The 15871-nt window shown below is 70.1% G+C and carries 19 protein-coding genes and 1 tRNA gene; 10 read left to right on the forward strand and 10 right to left on the reverse strand.

Annotated elements, in window-relative coordinates:
- Positions 1–5: 5 nt before the first annotated feature.
- The gene (locus AB0I21_RS05475) at positions 6–431 is read right to left on the reverse strand and encodes an OsmC family protein (protein WP_360559214.1); all 426 of its coding nucleotides are present in this window, start codon (positions 429–431) and stop codon (positions 6–8) included.
- A 69-nt stretch (positions 432–500) separates the two neighbouring features.
- On the opposite strand from AB0I21_RS05475, the gene AB0I21_RS05480 reads away from it, so the two are divergent.
- The 5 genes from AB0I21_RS05480 (at position 501) to AB0I21_RS05500 (ending at position 3956) form a co-directional block, all read left to right on the forward strand.
- Positions 501–989, forward strand: coding sequence for a hypothetical protein (locus AB0I21_RS05480; RefSeq protein WP_360559215.1), 489 nt, complete (start codon positions 501–503; stop codon positions 987–989).
- Complete coding sequence (locus AB0I21_RS05485) at positions 982–1599, forward strand: NAD(P)-binding domain-containing protein (RefSeq protein WP_360559284.1); 618 nt, start codon at positions 982–984, stop codon at positions 1597–1599. Before AB0I21_RS05480 ends, AB0I21_RS05485 begins: the two co-directional genes overlap by 8 nt.
- 15 nt (positions 1600–1614) lie before the next feature.
- Positions 1615–2223, forward strand: coding sequence for a hypothetical protein (locus AB0I21_RS05490; RefSeq protein WP_360559216.1), 609 nt, complete (start codon positions 1615–1617; stop codon positions 2221–2223).
- A 108-nt stretch (positions 2224–2331) separates the two neighbouring features.
- Positions 2332–3147 carry an HAD hydrolase family protein gene (locus AB0I21_RS05495; protein ID WP_360559217.1) on the forward strand — a complete coding sequence of 272 codons (816 nt, stop codon included), beginning with the start codon at positions 2332–2334 and terminating at the stop codon, positions 3145–3147.
- Entirely contained in the window at positions 3144–3956 is an 813-nt protein-coding gene (locus tag AB0I21_RS05500) for an HAD family hydrolase (protein ID WP_360559218.1), read from the forward strand. Before AB0I21_RS05495 ends, AB0I21_RS05500 begins: the two co-directional genes overlap by 4 nt.
- Positions 3957–4022: 66 nt before the next feature.
- Here AB0I21_RS05500 and AB0I21_RS05505 read toward each other — a convergent pair whose 3' ends face one another.
- Positions 4023–4559 (reverse strand): bacterial proteasome activator family protein, encoded by a 537-nt coding sequence (locus tag AB0I21_RS05505; RefSeq protein ID WP_360559219.1) that lies wholly within the window; start codon positions 4557–4559, stop codon positions 4023–4025.
- A gap of 83 nt (positions 4560–4642) precedes the next feature.
- Here AB0I21_RS05505 and AB0I21_RS05510 point away from each other — a divergent pair, with 83 nt between their 5' ends.
- The 3 genes from AB0I21_RS05510 (at position 4643) to AB0I21_RS05520 (ending at position 8758) form a co-directional block, all read left to right on the forward strand.
- Positions 4643–5461: an alpha/beta hydrolase gene (locus AB0I21_RS05510; protein ID WP_360559220.1), complete on the forward strand. Its 819-nt coding sequence runs from the start codon at positions 4643–4645 to the stop codon at positions 5459–5461.
- Positions 5462–5473: 12 nt separating this feature from the next.
- Positions 5474–6748: an ABC transporter substrate-binding protein gene (locus AB0I21_RS05515; RefSeq protein WP_360559221.1), complete on the forward strand. Its 1275-nt coding sequence runs from the start codon at positions 5474–5476 to the stop codon at positions 6746–6748.
- A gap of 225 nt (positions 6749–6973) precedes the next feature.
- Complete coding sequence (locus AB0I21_RS05520; RefSeq protein ID WP_360559222.1) at positions 6974–8758, forward strand: hypothetical protein; 1785 nt, start codon at positions 6974–6976, stop codon at positions 8756–8758.
- A gap of 51 nt (positions 8759–8809) precedes the next feature.
- Here the strand turns inward: AB0I21_RS05520 and AB0I21_RS05525 are convergent, their stop codons facing one another.
- The gene (locus AB0I21_RS05525; RefSeq protein WP_344500958.1) at positions 8810–9058 is read right to left on the reverse strand and encodes a hypothetical protein; all 249 of its coding nucleotides are present in this window, start codon (positions 9056–9058) and stop codon (positions 8810–8812) included.
- A 55-nt stretch (positions 9059–9113) separates the two neighbouring features.
- Positions 9114–10478, reverse strand: a complete 1365-nt coding sequence (locus AB0I21_RS05530; RefSeq protein WP_360559223.1) for an ABC transporter substrate-binding protein — start codon at positions 10476–10478, stop codon at positions 9114–9116.
- 109 nt (positions 10479–10587) lie between these two features.
- Between AB0I21_RS05530 and AB0I21_RS05535 the strand changes: the two genes are divergently transcribed.
- Entirely contained in the window at positions 10588–11013 is a 426-nt protein-coding gene (locus tag AB0I21_RS05535) for a hotdog fold thioesterase (protein WP_360559224.1), read from the forward strand.
- 48 nt (positions 11014–11061) lie between these two features.
- Positions 11062–11454 carry a hypothetical protein gene (locus AB0I21_RS05540; RefSeq protein ID WP_344500964.1) on the forward strand — a complete coding sequence of 131 codons (393 nt, stop codon included), beginning with the start codon at positions 11062–11064 and terminating at the stop codon, positions 11452–11454.
- 1526 nt (positions 11455–12980) lie between these two features.
- On the opposite strand, the gene AB0I21_RS05545 is transcribed toward AB0I21_RS05540, so the two are convergent.
- The 6 genes from AB0I21_RS05545 to AB0I21_RS05570 form a co-directional block, all read right to left on the reverse strand.
- Complete coding sequence (locus AB0I21_RS05545; RefSeq protein ID WP_360559225.1) at positions 12981–13586, reverse strand: hypothetical protein; 606 nt, start codon at positions 13584–13586, stop codon at positions 12981–12983.
- 82 nt (positions 13587–13668) lie between these two features.
- The gene (locus tag AB0I21_RS05550; protein ID WP_360559226.1) at positions 13669–14223 is read right to left on the reverse strand and encodes a Uma2 family endonuclease; all 555 of its coding nucleotides are present in this window, start codon (positions 14221–14223) and stop codon (positions 13669–13671) included.
- A gap of 211 nt (positions 14224–14434) precedes the next feature.
- Positions 14435–14515 (reverse strand) — tRNA-Phe (locus AB0I21_RS05555).
- Between the two features lie 77 nt (positions 14516–14592).
- Positions 14593–14910, reverse strand: a complete 318-nt coding sequence (locus tag AB0I21_RS05560; RefSeq protein WP_360559227.1) for a helix-turn-helix transcriptional regulator — start codon at positions 14908–14910, stop codon at positions 14593–14595.
- A complete protein-coding gene (locus AB0I21_RS05565; RefSeq protein WP_360559228.1) occupies positions 14907–15272 on the reverse strand; it encodes a type II toxin-antitoxin system RelE/ParE family toxin in 366 nt (121 codons plus the stop codon). The genes AB0I21_RS05560 and AB0I21_RS05565 overlap by 4 nt, the downstream gene beginning before the upstream one ends.
- Positions 15273–15332: 60 nt before the next feature.
- Positions 15333–15782 carry a DUF6193 family natural product biosynthesis protein gene (locus tag AB0I21_RS05570; protein ID WP_360559229.1) on the reverse strand — a complete coding sequence of 150 codons (450 nt, stop codon included), beginning with the start codon at positions 15780–15782 and terminating at the stop codon, positions 15333–15335.
- Positions 15783–15871 lie beyond the last annotated feature (89 nt).

Here is a 15871-nt window from a genome sequence, read left to right on the forward strand (position 1 = left end):
ACGGATCAGACGAGCTTCGCGTCCAGCGTGATCTCGACGGCGGCGAGCGCCTTGGAGATCGGGCAGCCGGCCTTGGCGTCGGCGGCCTGCTTCTCGAACTCGCCGGCGTCGATGCCGGGAACGTCACCCCGGGTGGTCAGGTCGATCCGGGTGATGGCGAAGCCGCCCTCGACCGGGCCGAACTGCACCGCCGCGGACGTCTCCACGGAGGTGGGCGTGAAGCCGGCCTTGGCCAGGCCGTTGGACAGCGCCATCGAGTAGCAGGCGGCGTGCGCGGCCGCGATCAGCTCCTCCGGGTTGGTGCCCTGGCCGCTCTCGAAGCGCGACGGGAAGGAGTAGGAACCCTGGAAGGTGCCCGAGCCGGTCGAGACGGTGCCGGCGCCGGACTTGAGGTCGCCCTCCCAGCGGGCGGATGAAGTGCGAGTAGGCATGAACCAGACGCTAGCCCATTCCGTGTGTTCCTTGGGACGAGCTCGGCAGTCTTGGGAGGGATCAAGTTGATGCAGCGCAAACTGGTGCAGATCGGCGGCCTGCTGGCCGTGGTCGGCCTGCTCACCGGCATTGCCTCGATCTTCGTGCCGTGGGTGCAGCAGCTGGTGGTGACGGGGTCCGGGCGCCGGGCCCAGCAACGTCTCGACAGCCTCACCGTGCTCAACATCCGCATGGGGCTCTGGTACGTGATTCTGCTGCTCACCCTGATCGCGGTACTCGGGGCGGCGGTCCTCGGCGCGAACCAGGGCCGCAAGTTCGCCGGGCTCGCCGGGCCGATCCTGTCGCTGGTGACCGCATCGGTCGTAGTGAGCCTCATCACCACGTTCGACGGTCAGCTCGCCGGTCCGGGCCGGATCGCGGATGTGGGCACGTCAGCGGGCAGCTGGCTGGCGCTCGCCGCGATGCCGCTGCTCGGGTTCGCCTGCGGGCTGATCGCGATCGGCCGCGCGCGCCGGCATGTTTCCGCACCGGCGGGTGTTGCCGGTGAGCATGACTGATCTCAATGTGGGGGTCCTCGGCACCGGCATGGTCGGCGACGCGATCGCGACCAGGCTCGTCGAGGTGGGGTATGACGTCGTCATGGGTTCCCGCGAGGCCACCAACCCGAAGGCCGTCGCCTGGGCCGAGCGGACCGGCGGCCGGGCCGGCACGTTCGCCGACGCGGCCGCGCACGGCCCGCTGATCTTCAACGCCACCCCGGGCAACCTGTCGCTCGACGTGCTGCGCGCCGCCGGCGACCTGACCGGCAAGGTCCTCGCCGACATCTCCAACGACCTCACCGCCGCGGCGGTCAAGCCCGTCGCCGCCGGCCTGCAGGAGGCGTTCCCCGAGCTGAAGGTCGTCAAGACGCTCAACACCGTCAACGCCGACATCATGGTGCGCCCCGACCTGCTGTCCGAGCCGCACAACATCTTCGTCGCCGGCGACGACGCCGGAGCGAAGACCCTGGTCAAGGAGGTGCTGGCGAAGTTCGGCTGGCCCGAGGGCGACGTGCTGGACCTCGGCGGGATCGACAAGGCGTTCGCGATGGAGCAGTACCTGCCGATGTGGCTGGCCGTCTGGGGCGTCAAGCAGGATCTTCGGTTCAACCTGAGGTTCGTTTCCTGAGCTACCCTGCGCGGTATGTCTGAGCCGGCTGCTGTGGATTCCGTCGACGATCGCGGGCGCGACGGTGGCGAGCGTGGCCCCGGCCCGGTCGGCATGGCCCTGCTCGTCTCGGGGTTCGTGCTGGCCGCGGCCGCCCAGTACCTGCCGTGGGCGTCGGTCGACCTGCGGTCGGCGGCCGGCGGGGAGGACGAGGTCTCCGGGCCCGTGCCGGCCAGCATCGAGCTCGACCTGGCCAGCTTCAACAACGGCCACGTCATCGCCTACCTCGTCACCGTCGCGCTCGCCCTCGTCGGCGTCGGCGTGCTGGCGGCGACCCGCGGCCCGGTCCGCCGGGCCGCGGCGGCCGCCGCGCTGGGCCTGCTCGCCGGCAACGCGCTCGTGCTCGTCGGGCTCAAGAAGGCCGTCGAGCACGTCGGGGGCAGCGCGCTGGTGTCGTACCGGCTGCCGGAGGAGACCATCCACATCGGCGCCGGGTATCCGCTGGCGATCGCCGCGACCGCCCTGCTGGCCGCGGGGGTGCTGACCGCCGCCCGGATGCTGCCGGACATCGGCCGCCGGCGCCCCGTGGACGAGCCGCACGACGGCGCCGAGCCCCTCGAGCTGACCGTCACCCCGCTGCAGTGATGTCCTCATCAGGACGTCGTACGTTCGGTTGAGATTTACTCGCATGGTGTGACCTTGGCTGACTGCGGAGGTACGGTTGCTGCCCCGCTGACGCGGAAGGAGCACCGAATGCGCAGTTTGCCCAAGCTCATCGCGACCGACCTCGACGGCACGCTCGTGCGGAGTGACGACACGGTGAGCGACTACACCCGGGACGTCCTGGAGCGGGTCAAGGCCGCCGGTATCCACATCGTGGGCGCCACCGGCCGCGGCCCCCGCCTGACCCAGCTCGTCCGGTCCGACATCCCGTCCGCCGACTTCCTCGTCATGGGTGGCGGCAGCCGGGTCCTCGACATCCGCGATCCCGCCCACCCGGTCGTCCTGCGCGACGAGCGGCTCCAGGGCGACGCTCTCGCCGAGGTCCTCACCCTGCTCGAGCAGGAGCTCGGCGCCCTGTCCGTGCTCATCGAGGCCGGCGACCACCACGAGGCGCCGCTGTGGGGCGACACCGACCCGCACTGGCGCTACCCCGACGTCGTCGAGGCGCGGGTCCGCGCGGAGTGCCTCACCGGCCCCGTCCTCAAGGGCTTCGCCCGGCACCCCACCTGCGACGTCGACGAGGTGCTCGCCGTCGCGGAGCGCGTCGTCCCGGCGAGCACGGCCACGATCACCCAGGCCGGCCTCGGGTACATCGAGATCTGCCCGCCCGGCGTCGACAAGGCCACCGGCCTGCAGTTCGTCGCCACCGCCCTCGGCATCGACCCGGGCGACATCCTCGTCTTCGGCGACATGCCCAATGACGTGCCCATGTTCCGCTGGGCCGGCTTCGGCCGCGTCGCCGTCGCCAACGCCCACCCGGCCCTGAAGGCTCTCGCCGACGAGACGACGCTCACCAACGACGAGGACGGGGTCGCGACCTACCTCGAAGCTATGTTGAAGCTGTGACGCAGACCCCGCGACTGGTGGCCACCGATCTCGACGGCACCCTCGTCGGCCGGGACCGCACGGTCAGCCCCCGCACCGTCGAGGTGCTCCACCGCCTCGACGCCGCGGGGATCGTGATCGTGCTGGTCACCGGCCGTCCGATCCGGTGGCTGCATCCGGTGTACGACCAGCTGACCGTCCGGCCGATCGCCATCTGCGCCAACGGGGCGGCGACCTACGACCCCCGCACCGACAGCATCGTGCACAGCACCCCGATCGAGCCGGCCACCCTCGCCGAGATCTGCTCCCGCCTGCGCGCCACCGTGCCCGGCGTCGTCTTCGCCGTCGAGCGCGACGGCGGCCGCGAGATGCGCCACGAGGAGGCGTTCCCGGTCGGCCCGTGGGAGGTCAACCACGAGTCGGTGGGCCCCGTCACGCACGAGGAGCTCCTGGCCCGCCCCGCCGCGAAGCTTCTGGTCCGCGCCGGTGTCCAGCAGCCCGACGAGTTCACCGCCCTGGTCGGCGCGTGCCTCGACGGCCTGGGCGAGGCCACGAACTCCTCCTCCAGCGGCATGGTCGAGGTCTCCGCCGTCGGCGTCACGAAGGCGACGGCGCTCGCCCGGGTCGCCCGCGAGCACGCCGTGCCGTCCGCCGAGGTGGTCGCCTTCGGTGACATGCCCAACGACCTGGCCATGCTCGCCTGGGCCGGCCGGGGCGTCGCCATGGCCAACGGCCACCCCGCCGTCCTGGCCGCCGCCCACGACGTCACCACCGCGACCAACGAGGACGACGGCGTCGCCGTCTACCTGGAGTCCCTCTACCGCTACTGACGCATGATCGACAGGGCCGCGAGGGCTCCTGCCGATCATGCGTTCCGGAGGTCTTAACGGAGGGTGTTACAGGTACTGACCGGTGCCGGAGGGCATCGGCTGGCCCGGCGGGGTCTGCGCGCCGCCCGGGCCGCCGGTGAGGGCGGGCCGGCCGCGCATCTGCTCGAGCTGGACCCGGGCCGCCATCTGCTGGGCGACCAGCGCCGCCTGGATGCCGTGGAACAAGCCCTCCAGCCAGCCGACCAGCTGCGCTTGGGCGATGCGCAGCTCGGCCTCGCTCGGCGTGGAGTCGTCGTCGAACGGCAGGGACAGCCGCTCCAGCTCGTCGCGCAGCTCGGGGGCGAGACCGTCCTCCAGCTCGGTGATCGACCGGCGGTGGATCTCCTTGAGCCGGCTGCGTCCCGCCTCGTCGAGTGGGGCGGCACGGACCTCCTCGAGCAGCTGCTTGATCATGCTGCCGATGCGCATGACCTTGGCCGGCTGCTCGATGAGCTTGCTCGGGTCCTCCGCACCTTCCTCGTCGCTGGACATGGTGCCGAGCGGACGTCCGTCGGGCCCGACCACCAGCACGGTGCGCGACTCGTCCTGCGCCTCATCTGCCATGGTTCCTAGTCTTGCCTACCCGCCGCTCGGGCTACCACAAAGGGGCCCTGTTGCCACGCTTCGTGACGCGTTAATGTCGCCCCGTGACGAGTGACCCCCGCGAGGTGCTCAGCCGGCCCGCCCGACCCGCGGACTTCACGCTGCGATACGGAGAGCACCCCGACCAGCTGGCCGACGTCCGGCTCCCGGCCGTGGCCGGCGCGCCGCTGGTGCTCTTCATCCACGGCGGGTTCTGGCGCAGCGAGTGGGACCGCGCGCACGCCGGGCCGCTCGCCGCGGACCTCGCCGATCGGGGCTACGCCGTCGCGACGGTCGAGTTCCGCCGCACGGGACAGCCCGGCGGCGGCTGGCCCGGCACGTTCTCCGACGTGGCGTCCGCCGCGGTCGCCGTGCCCGACCTGCTCGGCAAGGAGATCGCGCACCGCGGCCTGCGGCCCGTCGCGGTCGACCGGCCGATCCTCGCCGGGCACTCCGCAGGCGGGCACCTCGCCCTCTGGTACGCCACGGTCGCCCCCGACGCCGTCGGCGGGGTCGTCGCGCTCGCACCCGTGGCCGACCTGGCCCGCGCGCACGAGCTCGACCTGGACGGCGGTGCGGTGGCGGCGCTGCTGGGCGGGGCGCCCGACCGGGCCCCGGAGGCGTACACGGCGGCCGACCCGATGCGCAACCTTCCGTCGAAGGTCCGGACGGTGGTCGTGCACGGCAGCGACGACACGATCGTGCCGGTGGAGCTGTCCAGGGACTACTGCCGCGCCGCCCGCCGGGCCGGCGACGACACCACGCTGGTCGAGCTGGCAGGTGTGGAACACTTCGCTGTGATCGATCCGCTGTCGGCCGCCTGGCCCGCCGTCCTCGCCGCGTTCGGGACGGTAACCCGAGGTGAGGCCGACCTCGCCGATTGACTGTCCGGCGCGATGGCGGTAGAACGCAGCGTGGGTGTCGAGGTCTTCTCGCCGCCGCAGGGTGCTGGGGAGGAAAAGTACGTGTCCCACCTGAACCGCCGCCAGGCGCTCCGACTCTTTGCGGCCGCGGGCGTGGCAGGAGCGGCCGCACCGTTACTCTCCGCATGCAGTGACAACTCCAGCAGCACGTCCAACACCGCGCCGCCGCCCGGCCCCCCGGTCAAGCTCGGCATGATCGTGCCGCTGACGGGGTCGCGCAAGGACCTCGGCAACGAGATGGACAACGGCTTCCAGCTGTACCTCAAGCTGCACGACAACAAGCTCGGCAACCGCGAGGTCCAGCTGCTCAAGGTCGACGAGGGCGAGACGCCCGACATCGGCAAGGCCGCCGCCGAGAAGCTGACCAAGGAGGACCGCGTCCTCGCGCTGACCGGCGTCGCGTCCGCCGCGACGATGATGGCGATCCGGGACACCGTCGAGGCCGCCGCCGTGCCGCTCGTCGGGTCCAACGCGTCGCCGACCGCGCTGCAGGGCGCCAACTACATCTGGCGCACCTCGTTCGTCGCCAACGAGCCCGGCCAGGCCCTCGGCAAGTGGGCCGCCGACAACGCGGGCGGCCCGCTCGCGATCGTCGCCTCCGACTATCCCGGCGACGACGACGAGGTCGCCGGGTTCCGCGACGCCTTCGTGTCGGCCAACGGCACCATCGCCGGCAACGCGATCAAGTGGACGCCGTTCCAGCAGAAGGACTTCAGCCAGGTCTTCCAGCAGGTCAAGAATTCCGGCGCGGCGTCGATGTTCGCCTTCTACGCGGGCGCCTCCGCGATCGACTTCGTCAAGCAGTTCAAGGCCGCGAAGTTCCCCGGCAGCTTCAAGCTGATCGCGCCCGGCAGCCTCACCGAAGGCTATGTCCTCAAGCAGCAGGGCGCCGACGCGAAGGACATCTACACCGCGATGAACTACTCGCCCGACCTGGACAACGCGGCCAACCGCCGGTTCATCGCCGACTACCAGAAGGCCTACGGCACGATCCCGTCGACCTACGCGATGGCCTCCTACGACGCCGCCGCCGTGCTCGACAAGGCGATCGGCGACGCGAGCCGGTCGCTGGACTCGTTCTCCCTCAACGCCGCGATCGGCAAGCTCGGGCAGATCGACAGCCCACGGGGCGGCTGGCAGTTCAGCCAGAACCGGACGCCGCTGCAGCGCTGGTACCTGCGACAGGTCCGCATGGACGGTGCGCTGCTGTCCAACGTGCTCACGGCCGAGCTGACCACGCTGGGCTAGCGCCCGGACCAGCTCAGACCAGTGCTGAGCCGGCGCCGCCCGGCTCGGCCGCCGCCGTGGCCGGGCCGGGGTCGACAAGGACCGCCGGCCTGGCGGAGGATGTGGTTCCGCTCCTCGACGTCGGCAGGCGATGTGACCAACCCCGAACCGGCCGCTGCGACACCCTCCGCAGCCCCTTCGACCGATGCTGCGCACGCCGGGGAAGGTCCAGCGCCGGACGCCCCCGTGACGGCCGGTCCGGCGACCGTCATCCCGGCCCAGCCCGGGCCTCCGCCGGCCGAGTCGCTGCCGTCCGCCGCTCCGGTCGCGGCGGCAGCTGGTGTACCGGTGGCCGCGCCGCCTCCCGCACCGCCCGCGACCTGGCCCGGCGCCGCTCAGCCGGCGCAGCAACCGGGGCCGCCGTCCGGTGTGCCGCAGCAGTACGCGCCACCCCAGCAGTTCGCGCCGGTCCAGCAGTTCGCGCCGCCTCAGCAGTACACGCCGCCGCAGCAGCCGTACGGGCCTCCGCAGCAGTACGGGCCACCACCGCAGCCATACGCGCCGCCGCAGCAGTTCGCGCCGCCCGGTCAGTACGGACCGCCGCCCGGATTCCCGCAGGTCGGAGCACCGGGTCAGCCGGCACAGTTCGTACATCAGCCGCTGACGCAGACACATCCCGCTCCCGGCTACGGCTGGCCGCCGCCGCACCTGCCGCCGCCACCACGCCGGAGCCTGCTCTGGCCCGTCCTCACCACCCTGCTGGTGGTGAGCATGGTCCTCGCCCTCGGCGGAGCGGCCGCCGCCGCGTTGGCGCTGCGCGGCGGTGGCGGCGGCGAGACCGACCTGGTCTCCTCCACCTGGGTCGACATGCGGTCCGGGGTCGGCGGCAAGGCGATCGAGGAGCTGCTCGGCCGGCACACCGAGGCGGTCAAGAAGAAGGATCTCAACGCCTGGATGGCGGACGTCGACCAGAGCGACGCGGCGTTCGTGAAGCGGCAGAAGCAGCTGTTCGACAACCTGGCCAAGATGCCGTTCGCCGACATCAGCTTCGACCGCACCCGGCTGCCCGCGCGGCAGCTGGCGAAGTTCCTGCCGACGCAGCTGTTCGACCGGTACCACGCCGCCGTCCACGTCGAGGCCGTCACCATCCGGCACCGGGTCGAGGGCGTGGACAGCAAGACCGTCGCCACACCGTGGATGCCGGTCGTGGCCTGGACCAACGGCAAGTGGCTCATCGTCGGCGACGCCGCCGGCAAGGACATGCCGCTCGGCGCCAACGGCCAGCCGTGGGACTCGACCGGGCCGGTCGCCGTGCTGCGCAACGACCGCATCATCGCCGTGGTCTCCGCCGACGACGCCCAGCGCGGCCGCAACCTGCTTCAGATGGCCGAGACCAGCCTCAAGGAGGTCATCGAGGTCCGCCCGTCCGGCTGGGACGGCAAGGTCCTGTTCACCGCCGTGCAGGACAAGCGGATCTTCGACACGTACTTCGCCGAGTCGCAGGAGCGGGTCGCGCAGGTGGCGGCGATCGCCGTGCCGTTCTACAACCAGGTCGGCGACTGGGCGGGCTCGCCGGCGTACAGCTCCACCCGGGTCGTGTTCAACCCGACGCAGCTGACCGCCCAGACCGAGGAGCTCGCGCACGACCTCACGCACGAGTTCGCGCACGCCGCCATGGGGCCCGTGACGACCGCGCGGACGCCGCGGTGGGTGGTGGAGGGGTTCGCGGAGTACGTCGCCTACAAGAAGGACAAGGTGCCCGCGGCGGGCATCAGGCAGGCGCTCGGCAACCTCGTCATCTCGACCCTGCCGACCGACGACCAGTTCTACGCCGAGCCGCGCAACTACATCGCCAGCTGGCTCGCGAACCGCATGATCGCGGAGAAGTACGGCCAGGCGAAGCTGATCGCGTTCTACGAGGCGTTCCAGAACGTCTCGGAGGTCGAGTCGGCGGCCCGCGAGGTCCTGGGCGTCGGCGTCAGCACGCTCGAGCAGCAGTGGCGGGACTACGTAGCACAACAGCGCGGCTGAGAGGCCTTCCTCCCTGCCGCGCTGCCGTGTTCACGTCGTGATGCGGTCCGGTCAGACCGTGGCGGGCGGGAGACCGCCGTCGCCGTCGACGACCTGCTCCGGCGTGCCGTCCTCGTCGATGTCGCTCATCGTGATGTCGACCTTGCCGTCGCCGTTGGTGTCGAACTGGAACACGTCGGCCTTGCCGTCCCCGTCCGTGTCGATGGCCCAGAGGTCGGGCTTGCCGTCGTTGTTCGTGTCGCCGACGAGGAGCTCGATGCGCTGGTCGCCGCGCGTTTCGACGGTCTCGTTCTCGCTCATGCTGGGTCCTCTCACGTCAATCGAGGGGGTGTAGGGCTCGACGCCCCTTGGTTCGCTAGGCCGATGGTTCCTTTATGCCCGCGGCGACCAGAGCTTTAATCACCAGCGCCGACTCGTCGAAGCCCACCAGCAGGATCGCGGTCGCCTCGAAACTCTTGATCTGCCCCGCGATCGGCGCGAACAGCTTCGTCGCGTCGGCCTTCGGGTCGTAGTTGTCCTTCGCCTCGTACTTGAGGATCAGCATGTTGTTGGCCTTGATGCCGGCGGCCGTCAGGTCGTTGCGGACGCCTTCGGCGAGCCCGCTGCCGTACGTGTCGTCACGCGCGACGATCGCGACCTTGGTGTGCCCGTCCCGCATGATGATGTTGGCGATCGCCTTGGCCTGCAGCATGTCGGGCGGCGACGTGCGGAAGAACAGGCCCTTGTCGTCGAACTTCGTCAGCTCGTCCGACGTCGCCGACGGCGAGATCATCACCTTGCCGGCCTGCACGACCCGCGGGATGACGGCCTTGCTCACTCCCGACGCGCCCGCGCCGATGATCACGTGGACGCCGCTGTTGATGAACTTCTCGACCGCCGTCTTGGCGACGTCCGGGTTGGTGCCGTCGTCGCCCTCCTCGACCACGACGGGCTGGCCGAGCACGCCACCGGCCTCGTTGATCTCCTTGATCGCCAGCTTGGCCGCGGCGAACATCGGCGGCCCCTGGAACGCCAGCGCGCCGGTCTTCGGCAGCAGCAGGCCGAACTTCAGCGCCGGGCCTTTCCCGCCGCCCTTGTTGCCACCGCTCGCGGGCGGCGGCGCCGTCTTGTTCTCGTTCTTCTCGTCACCGGCGCCGACGAATTCGGTCTTCGCCTCGTCGATGGTGTTGTTACGGCCGAAGTTCAGCACGCCATACATTGCCGACGACGGCTCGCCCGCGTCGGTGAAACCACTGCGGCGCAGCGAGATTCCGCGGTACTTGAAATCCTTGCCGGACCTGGCGGCCGTCAGGCACGCGGCGACCGTGTCGCACACGTTGTCGCCGGTCGTGACCCCGATCAGCTGCTTGGCGATCGACGACGACTCGACCGACTTGCCGGCCTCCGCGGCCAGCGCCGCCACCACGACGGCGTCATAAGCCTCGCCCGCATAGTTGAAGTCGGCGAGACTGGAGTCAATGGATTTCACCCGCCGTTTGAAGTCCTCGCTCAGCGGGGTCAGCGGGGTCGTGCCCTTCATCCCGGCGAGCACCGCCGGCGAATCCTTCAGCGCCTCGCCGAATGAGTTCGCCATGTTGCCGTCGGATCCGTAGAAGCGGATATCGCTTTTCGGCTGGGCATCGCCGTCACTCTGCGCTGTGGAACCGCAGCCGGACGCGGTGAGCAACAGACCAATCGCGGTGATTGCTCCCACGATGGCTTTGGCCGACCGTGCGCGCATGAGTGTTTCTCCTCCCCAAAGGTGCCGTGCGCACCTTAGCGCGGTCTGGCCGAGGACTTAAGTGGGGAGGTGCCGGCCGGCCGCGTACCACCCGGTAACCTCTAGCGGCATGGAGGACACTGGCGTCACCCAGAGTGATGCGCTGACCGACGGCATGTCCATGCGGGGCACCCTCGCCGAGCGGATGGGCATCGCCCTGCTGGAGGCCACCCCGGAGCGGGTCGTCGCCACCATGCCCGTCGCCGGCAACACGCAGCCTTACGGTCTGTTGCACGGCGGCGCCTCGGTGGTCCTCGCCGAGACGCTCGGCTCGATCGGCGCCGCCCTGCACGCGGCCCGCCTCTTCAACGGCATCGCCGTCGGCATCGACGTCAACGCCACCCACCACAAGGCCGCCCGCGACGGCATCGTCACCGGCGTCGCGACCCCCCTCCGCCTCGGCGGGATGATCGCCTCCTACGAGATCGCCATCACCGACGAAAAAGGCGACCGCGTCTGCACCGCCCGGCTGACCTGCGCACTCCGCCGGTCATAGTCCGCCGTTCGGCGCCCGCGGCTTGACTGAGCCGCATACGGTGTCGGCGTGGATGAGGCCGGAGACGAGACCTACCAGGACGCTGCCATGGTCCTGGAGTCCGCCTTGGCGGGCGATGGCGCAGGTGTGGTCCACACCTTCGACACGGTCGTCGACCGGCGCGGGATGAGCGCCGCGTACGACGTCGCATGGCGCCTCGCCGGCGAGATGGTCGGCGAGAACTTCGCCCGCGGCCCCTGGCGCCTGGAGTTCCCCGACATCGACGACGCCAACTACGACAAGCGCTGGGTCGCCCGCTTCGTCAGCGCCTACGTCAACGAGGACATCCCCAGCGGCACCGCCCTCTTCACCGTCGCCCTGGTCGACGGCAAGCTCCCCGACTGCCTCATGACCCTCGCCGGCTCCGCCGTCGCTACCCTCCGCCGCCGCGGCGCCGCGTAGGGCAATTTCGCACTTGCATATTTGCAGTGGATGCATGATAGTTGTGCGTACGTCGTTACCGAGCGTCGCAGCGCCCGAACCCCTGACTGTGCGTCGACTGAGGGGTCCGCGCGGTCGGGTGAACGGGCGGGCGCTCGCCTAGCCAACTGGCCTTGGCGACCCCGGGCGCCCGCCCCCTTTTCTCGATTCCTCTCGAGGGGGCCGCGCCCATGCCACACGACTCCGTCCCACCCCCAGACACCACCCGTCTCGGGACCTCCAACGTCCCCGCAACCGCCCCGCATGCCGATGCCGGCCGTCTCGGGACCCTGCGCCTTCCCGCAGACGCCGTCCGTCTTGGAACTTCTGGCGCGCCCACCGAGGCCGACCGTCCAGAGAATTCCGGCCATCCAGCCCACACCTCAGTTCCTGCCCAAATCTCCGTTCCTGCCCACACCTCCGAACGGACCGCTCTCGGCTGCGTCGCTCCACACTCAGCTCTCGACACGCGCCTGGGCGTGGGCCTTCCCCTGGGCACGGAGCCACCTCCCGCCTACGGCCACCCCGCCGAGCCCCGCCCGGAAGCCCAGCCAACGTCTCGGCCCGGATCACGACCGCGGGCCGAGCTCGGCGTGCCGCTGCTCGCCCTCGCCTCCGGCAGCGACCTGGCCAACGCCGAACGGCTGCTTCTCCTTCACATGCCCCGCGAGGTGACCCGAGCCTTCTGCCTCGCCTGCCGCGCCTCCTGGCCGTGCCAAGAGGTGCGGTACGCCAGAGCCCTCACCGCCGGCCAAGCGGTCTGGGGAGACCTCCTCACATGACCACCCCTGACCGCGCCGCTTCTGACCGCGCCGCCGCCCGTCGCGCCGGCCTTCGACGCGTGCACCCTGACTGCATCACCCCTGACCGAAACACTCCTGACCGTGTCGCGCATGACCGTGTCGCGCATGACCGTGTCGCGCATGATCGCGTCGCATCCGGCAGCGCGCCGGGCGATCGGACCACGCTTGATCACGCTGGACCTGATCGCACGAGCATCGCCGCCGGACCCGACCGTGGCGGTGCTGAAGGCATGGGCACGGTGCACTACTCCCAGGCCGCCGCCGACCGGATCACCAACGCGAACCGCGCCATCGCCGTGCACGTCGAGTCAGCCACCAGCACCCGGTGTGGCACCTGCGACCAGCCGATGCCGTGCGCCCGCCGTCTCGCTGCCGAAGGCACGCTCCGCGCCTACCGCCGCCTGCCTCAGCGCCTCCCGGGTGTCACCCTCCGCTCCGCCGGTGCCATGCCCGGCCCCCAGCCCGCACCGCCGCCCGGCTCGGGGCCGTTGCTCAGGCCTGAATTGCCGCCCGGCTCGGGGGCGTCGCACCGCCCGGGATCGCCGCACCGCCCGCCGGCCGGTGCGGACCCCGGTCGCCGGCCGCTCGACGAGGCGTTCGGCTGGCTCACCACGCGAGGGCGCGGAACACAGACCAGAGCGCCACTCAGCCGGCCACACTCGCCCGCCGGTCCGCCTGCCGCGCCCGCCAGTCCCCCTCGCCCGGTCAGCCCGCCTGCTGCGCCGGCCAGCCCGCCTCCTGTGCCTCCCGCGACGGCGGAGCCGCTGAGGCAGGCGCAGGAGGCGTGGGACCCTCCGTTGCTGGATCTTTCGTGGACGGCGGGGGAGCAGGTCGCGTCGCACCGAGCATCTGCAGCCGCTGCCGGATCGCGCCATCGGTCCGTCCCAGCTCAACGGTCAGGGTCTTGATGCTGGCGCCCTCGTGGAACCGTCGCACCAGCAGGTCGAGATCCGCCGGCTCCCACGGCTGACCGGACTTCGGCGCCGCGGGCCGGAGATCCAGCGGCCCCGGATTCTGCGGCAGCAGCCACCCGTCCTCGGGCGGAGGCCCCGGCGGCGAGCCACCGCCCCGGAACCCGGCGAGCGCCGACGCCAGCAACTGCCCGACGTCGCTCGCGTCACGGGCCGGCAGCTCGCCGACCAGCTCCGTCACCACATAGCCGGAGTCCCACCCCACCAGCCGCAGCCCGACGAAGCCAGAACCGTCGTCGAACGCCGTCACGTCATAGCTGCGATGGTCGATCATCAACCGGCGCCGGACGTCGGTGCCGCGGGTCGGAAGGCCGTCGAAGTCCCAGTCGAAGTGCGTCATGCCCGCACGCTACGACCAGGGTCCGACACTTTCAGGGCGTCGTAGCCGAGCCGTCACGACCAGTGACGTCAGCAAGCATCGCTTATGAGGCCAGCGACAGCGCGTCGAGTTCGAAGACGAAGGGCCGGGTCGTGGCGAGCCTCTCACCAGGCCCGGCGACCTGGTCCTCGACGTAGTGTGAGCCGTCGAGGCGGTTGAGACGCAGCACCACCGACTCGGGTGGCTCCTGCTCGACGAGCAGATACCAAGCGATCCCTGCGGCCGCATACAGGTGCATCTTCATGACTCGGTCCGCCGCCGCGTCGCCTGACGAGACGATCTCGCCGATGAGCGGCACGCGTCCGGCGTCGATGACGACGAAATCACTGTCGAGGTCGACCACGGCGAGGTCGGGGACCACGAGGCGATCGGTGTGCAGCCTGACGTTCACTGCTTCGTACACGGCCAGACCTGCGGTCGACGCGGCGGGATCGAGCGCGTTCGCCAGGCGGCGAGAGAGTCGCTGGTGGCGTGAGTTGGGAGCCGGGCCCACGAGCAAGCTCCCATCGATGAGCTCGATCCGATCCGGAGTCTCGCCCAACGCAAGGTAGTCGTCCTCGTTCCAGGGGCCGGCATGTCCGCTCGTTGCCACGCTCATGCTCCCGGACCACCTCCTGGAGTTCCCGTCCAGCGACGGGGGATGACGTGCAGTCTTGCATGCAGCGGGCGGTGCCGCGGGCTAGGGAAACACCATGTGGCCGAATGGCCACATGAGCAACCGGGCCGTCTCGGCGAATCCGAGAGAAATACAAAGACCCCGACCTGCGTTTCCGCTGGTCGGGGTCTTGAAAGCCCGGCGAAGAGCTTTGTGGGCAGGGGCGGGGTCGAACCGCCGACCTTCCGCTTTTCAGGTGTCGGCGGCTCTGCGTGGAAGACTCGAACGCCGAGCCAACGCGTGTCGCGCCATCTCCAGCAACCCGGACATGTTCGCCGCCGTTGCTACACGCGTTGCTATGCGACTCTGCGATCAGGCAATGGCGGTGATGTCTCCGTCGTCGAAGTAGATGGCCTGGTGAAGGCGACCACCCAGAGCAACGGCGTAGCGGGCGAGAACCTCTTGACCCGAGACCTTGCCTTGCTCAATCTGGGAGACTCGGCCTTTGGTGACTCCCATGCGGTCGGCGACCTGCTGCTGAGTAAGGCCACGACCGCGGCGCGCTTCGGCGAGGCGGTGGCCGGTTACCTCGGCCAGCAACTCCTGCTTTCCGGCCGCGACAGCTTCCTCGCCGCCCGCCTGATCCACGAGTTCGCCTCGGATGTCGCTCCAGCGCACGTAGCTGCTCATCGCTGGCCCCCCTCTTCCTGTGCCCGTTCTTTCAAGTAGACCTCGTAACGCTGCTCCGCAAGCGGTATCGCCTCTCGATACCAGACTTCCCATTGCCCTGCCTTGTCGCCGGCGACGAGCAGGATGCTGGATCGCCAAGGATCGAAGACGAAGAGGATCCGCATGGTGCCCGGTCGTAGCTCTTTGAGGTTCGCCAGCGAAGAGTGAGTGATGGTGTCGACGAGAGGCCGACCGAGGCCCGGTCCGCTTTCGCCGAGTGCGTCGATCGCCTGGACAACCCGCGCTTTGGCTGCCGGTTCCAGAGAGAAGATCCAGGTGCGGACCTCGTTGACGACGTAGATACCCCACTCCGGTGTGGCCACGGAGGCAGTATAGCGAAAACTATACCGACCAGCGTCCCGGCGACCGTGGTGGTTGCCACCTCAGCTGCTTGAATCGTCAGGCGGGGGGAGATGGGCAACCAGCAAGGCGGCCGCCTGCTCGGGGCTTGTCGTCTCCCCGAGCAGCACGGCATAGCCCGACGCATAGACCTGATAGGTCTCGAGTCCACAGACGAGGAACGGCAATTGGTCGCTGTCCGGACTCCAAGGGGGGCCGTCGGAGAGGAACTTCAGCGTGCCATGTGTCGGAAACGGGTAGAGCGCACGCAGCCGCGGCTGGGCAGATGCCGCCCGAATGATCAACTCATCGCCTTGCCTGGTGCCTGGCGTCCGTTCGAGCAGATACCGCCACGCGGTCTCGATGTCAGGCGCCTCAGTCGCCAGCCGATCCTGCTGCGTGTGGACGTCGGCTGCAAGCGCCTGTCGACCGTCCGCTGTCACGATAGCCGCTGTTGCTACATTTTGATCTTCGTGGTCGATCCCGGCATACAAAGACCCCGACCTGCGTTTCCGCTGGTCGGGGTCTTGAAAGCCCGGCGAAGAGCTTTGTGGGCAGGGGCGGGGTCGAACCGCCGACCTTC

The organism is Dactylosporangium sp. NPDC050588, from assembly GCF_040654975.1.
GTDB classification, from domain to species: domain Bacteria; phylum Actinomycetota; class Actinomycetes; order Mycobacteriales; family Micromonosporaceae; genus Dactylosporangium; species Dactylosporangium maewongense.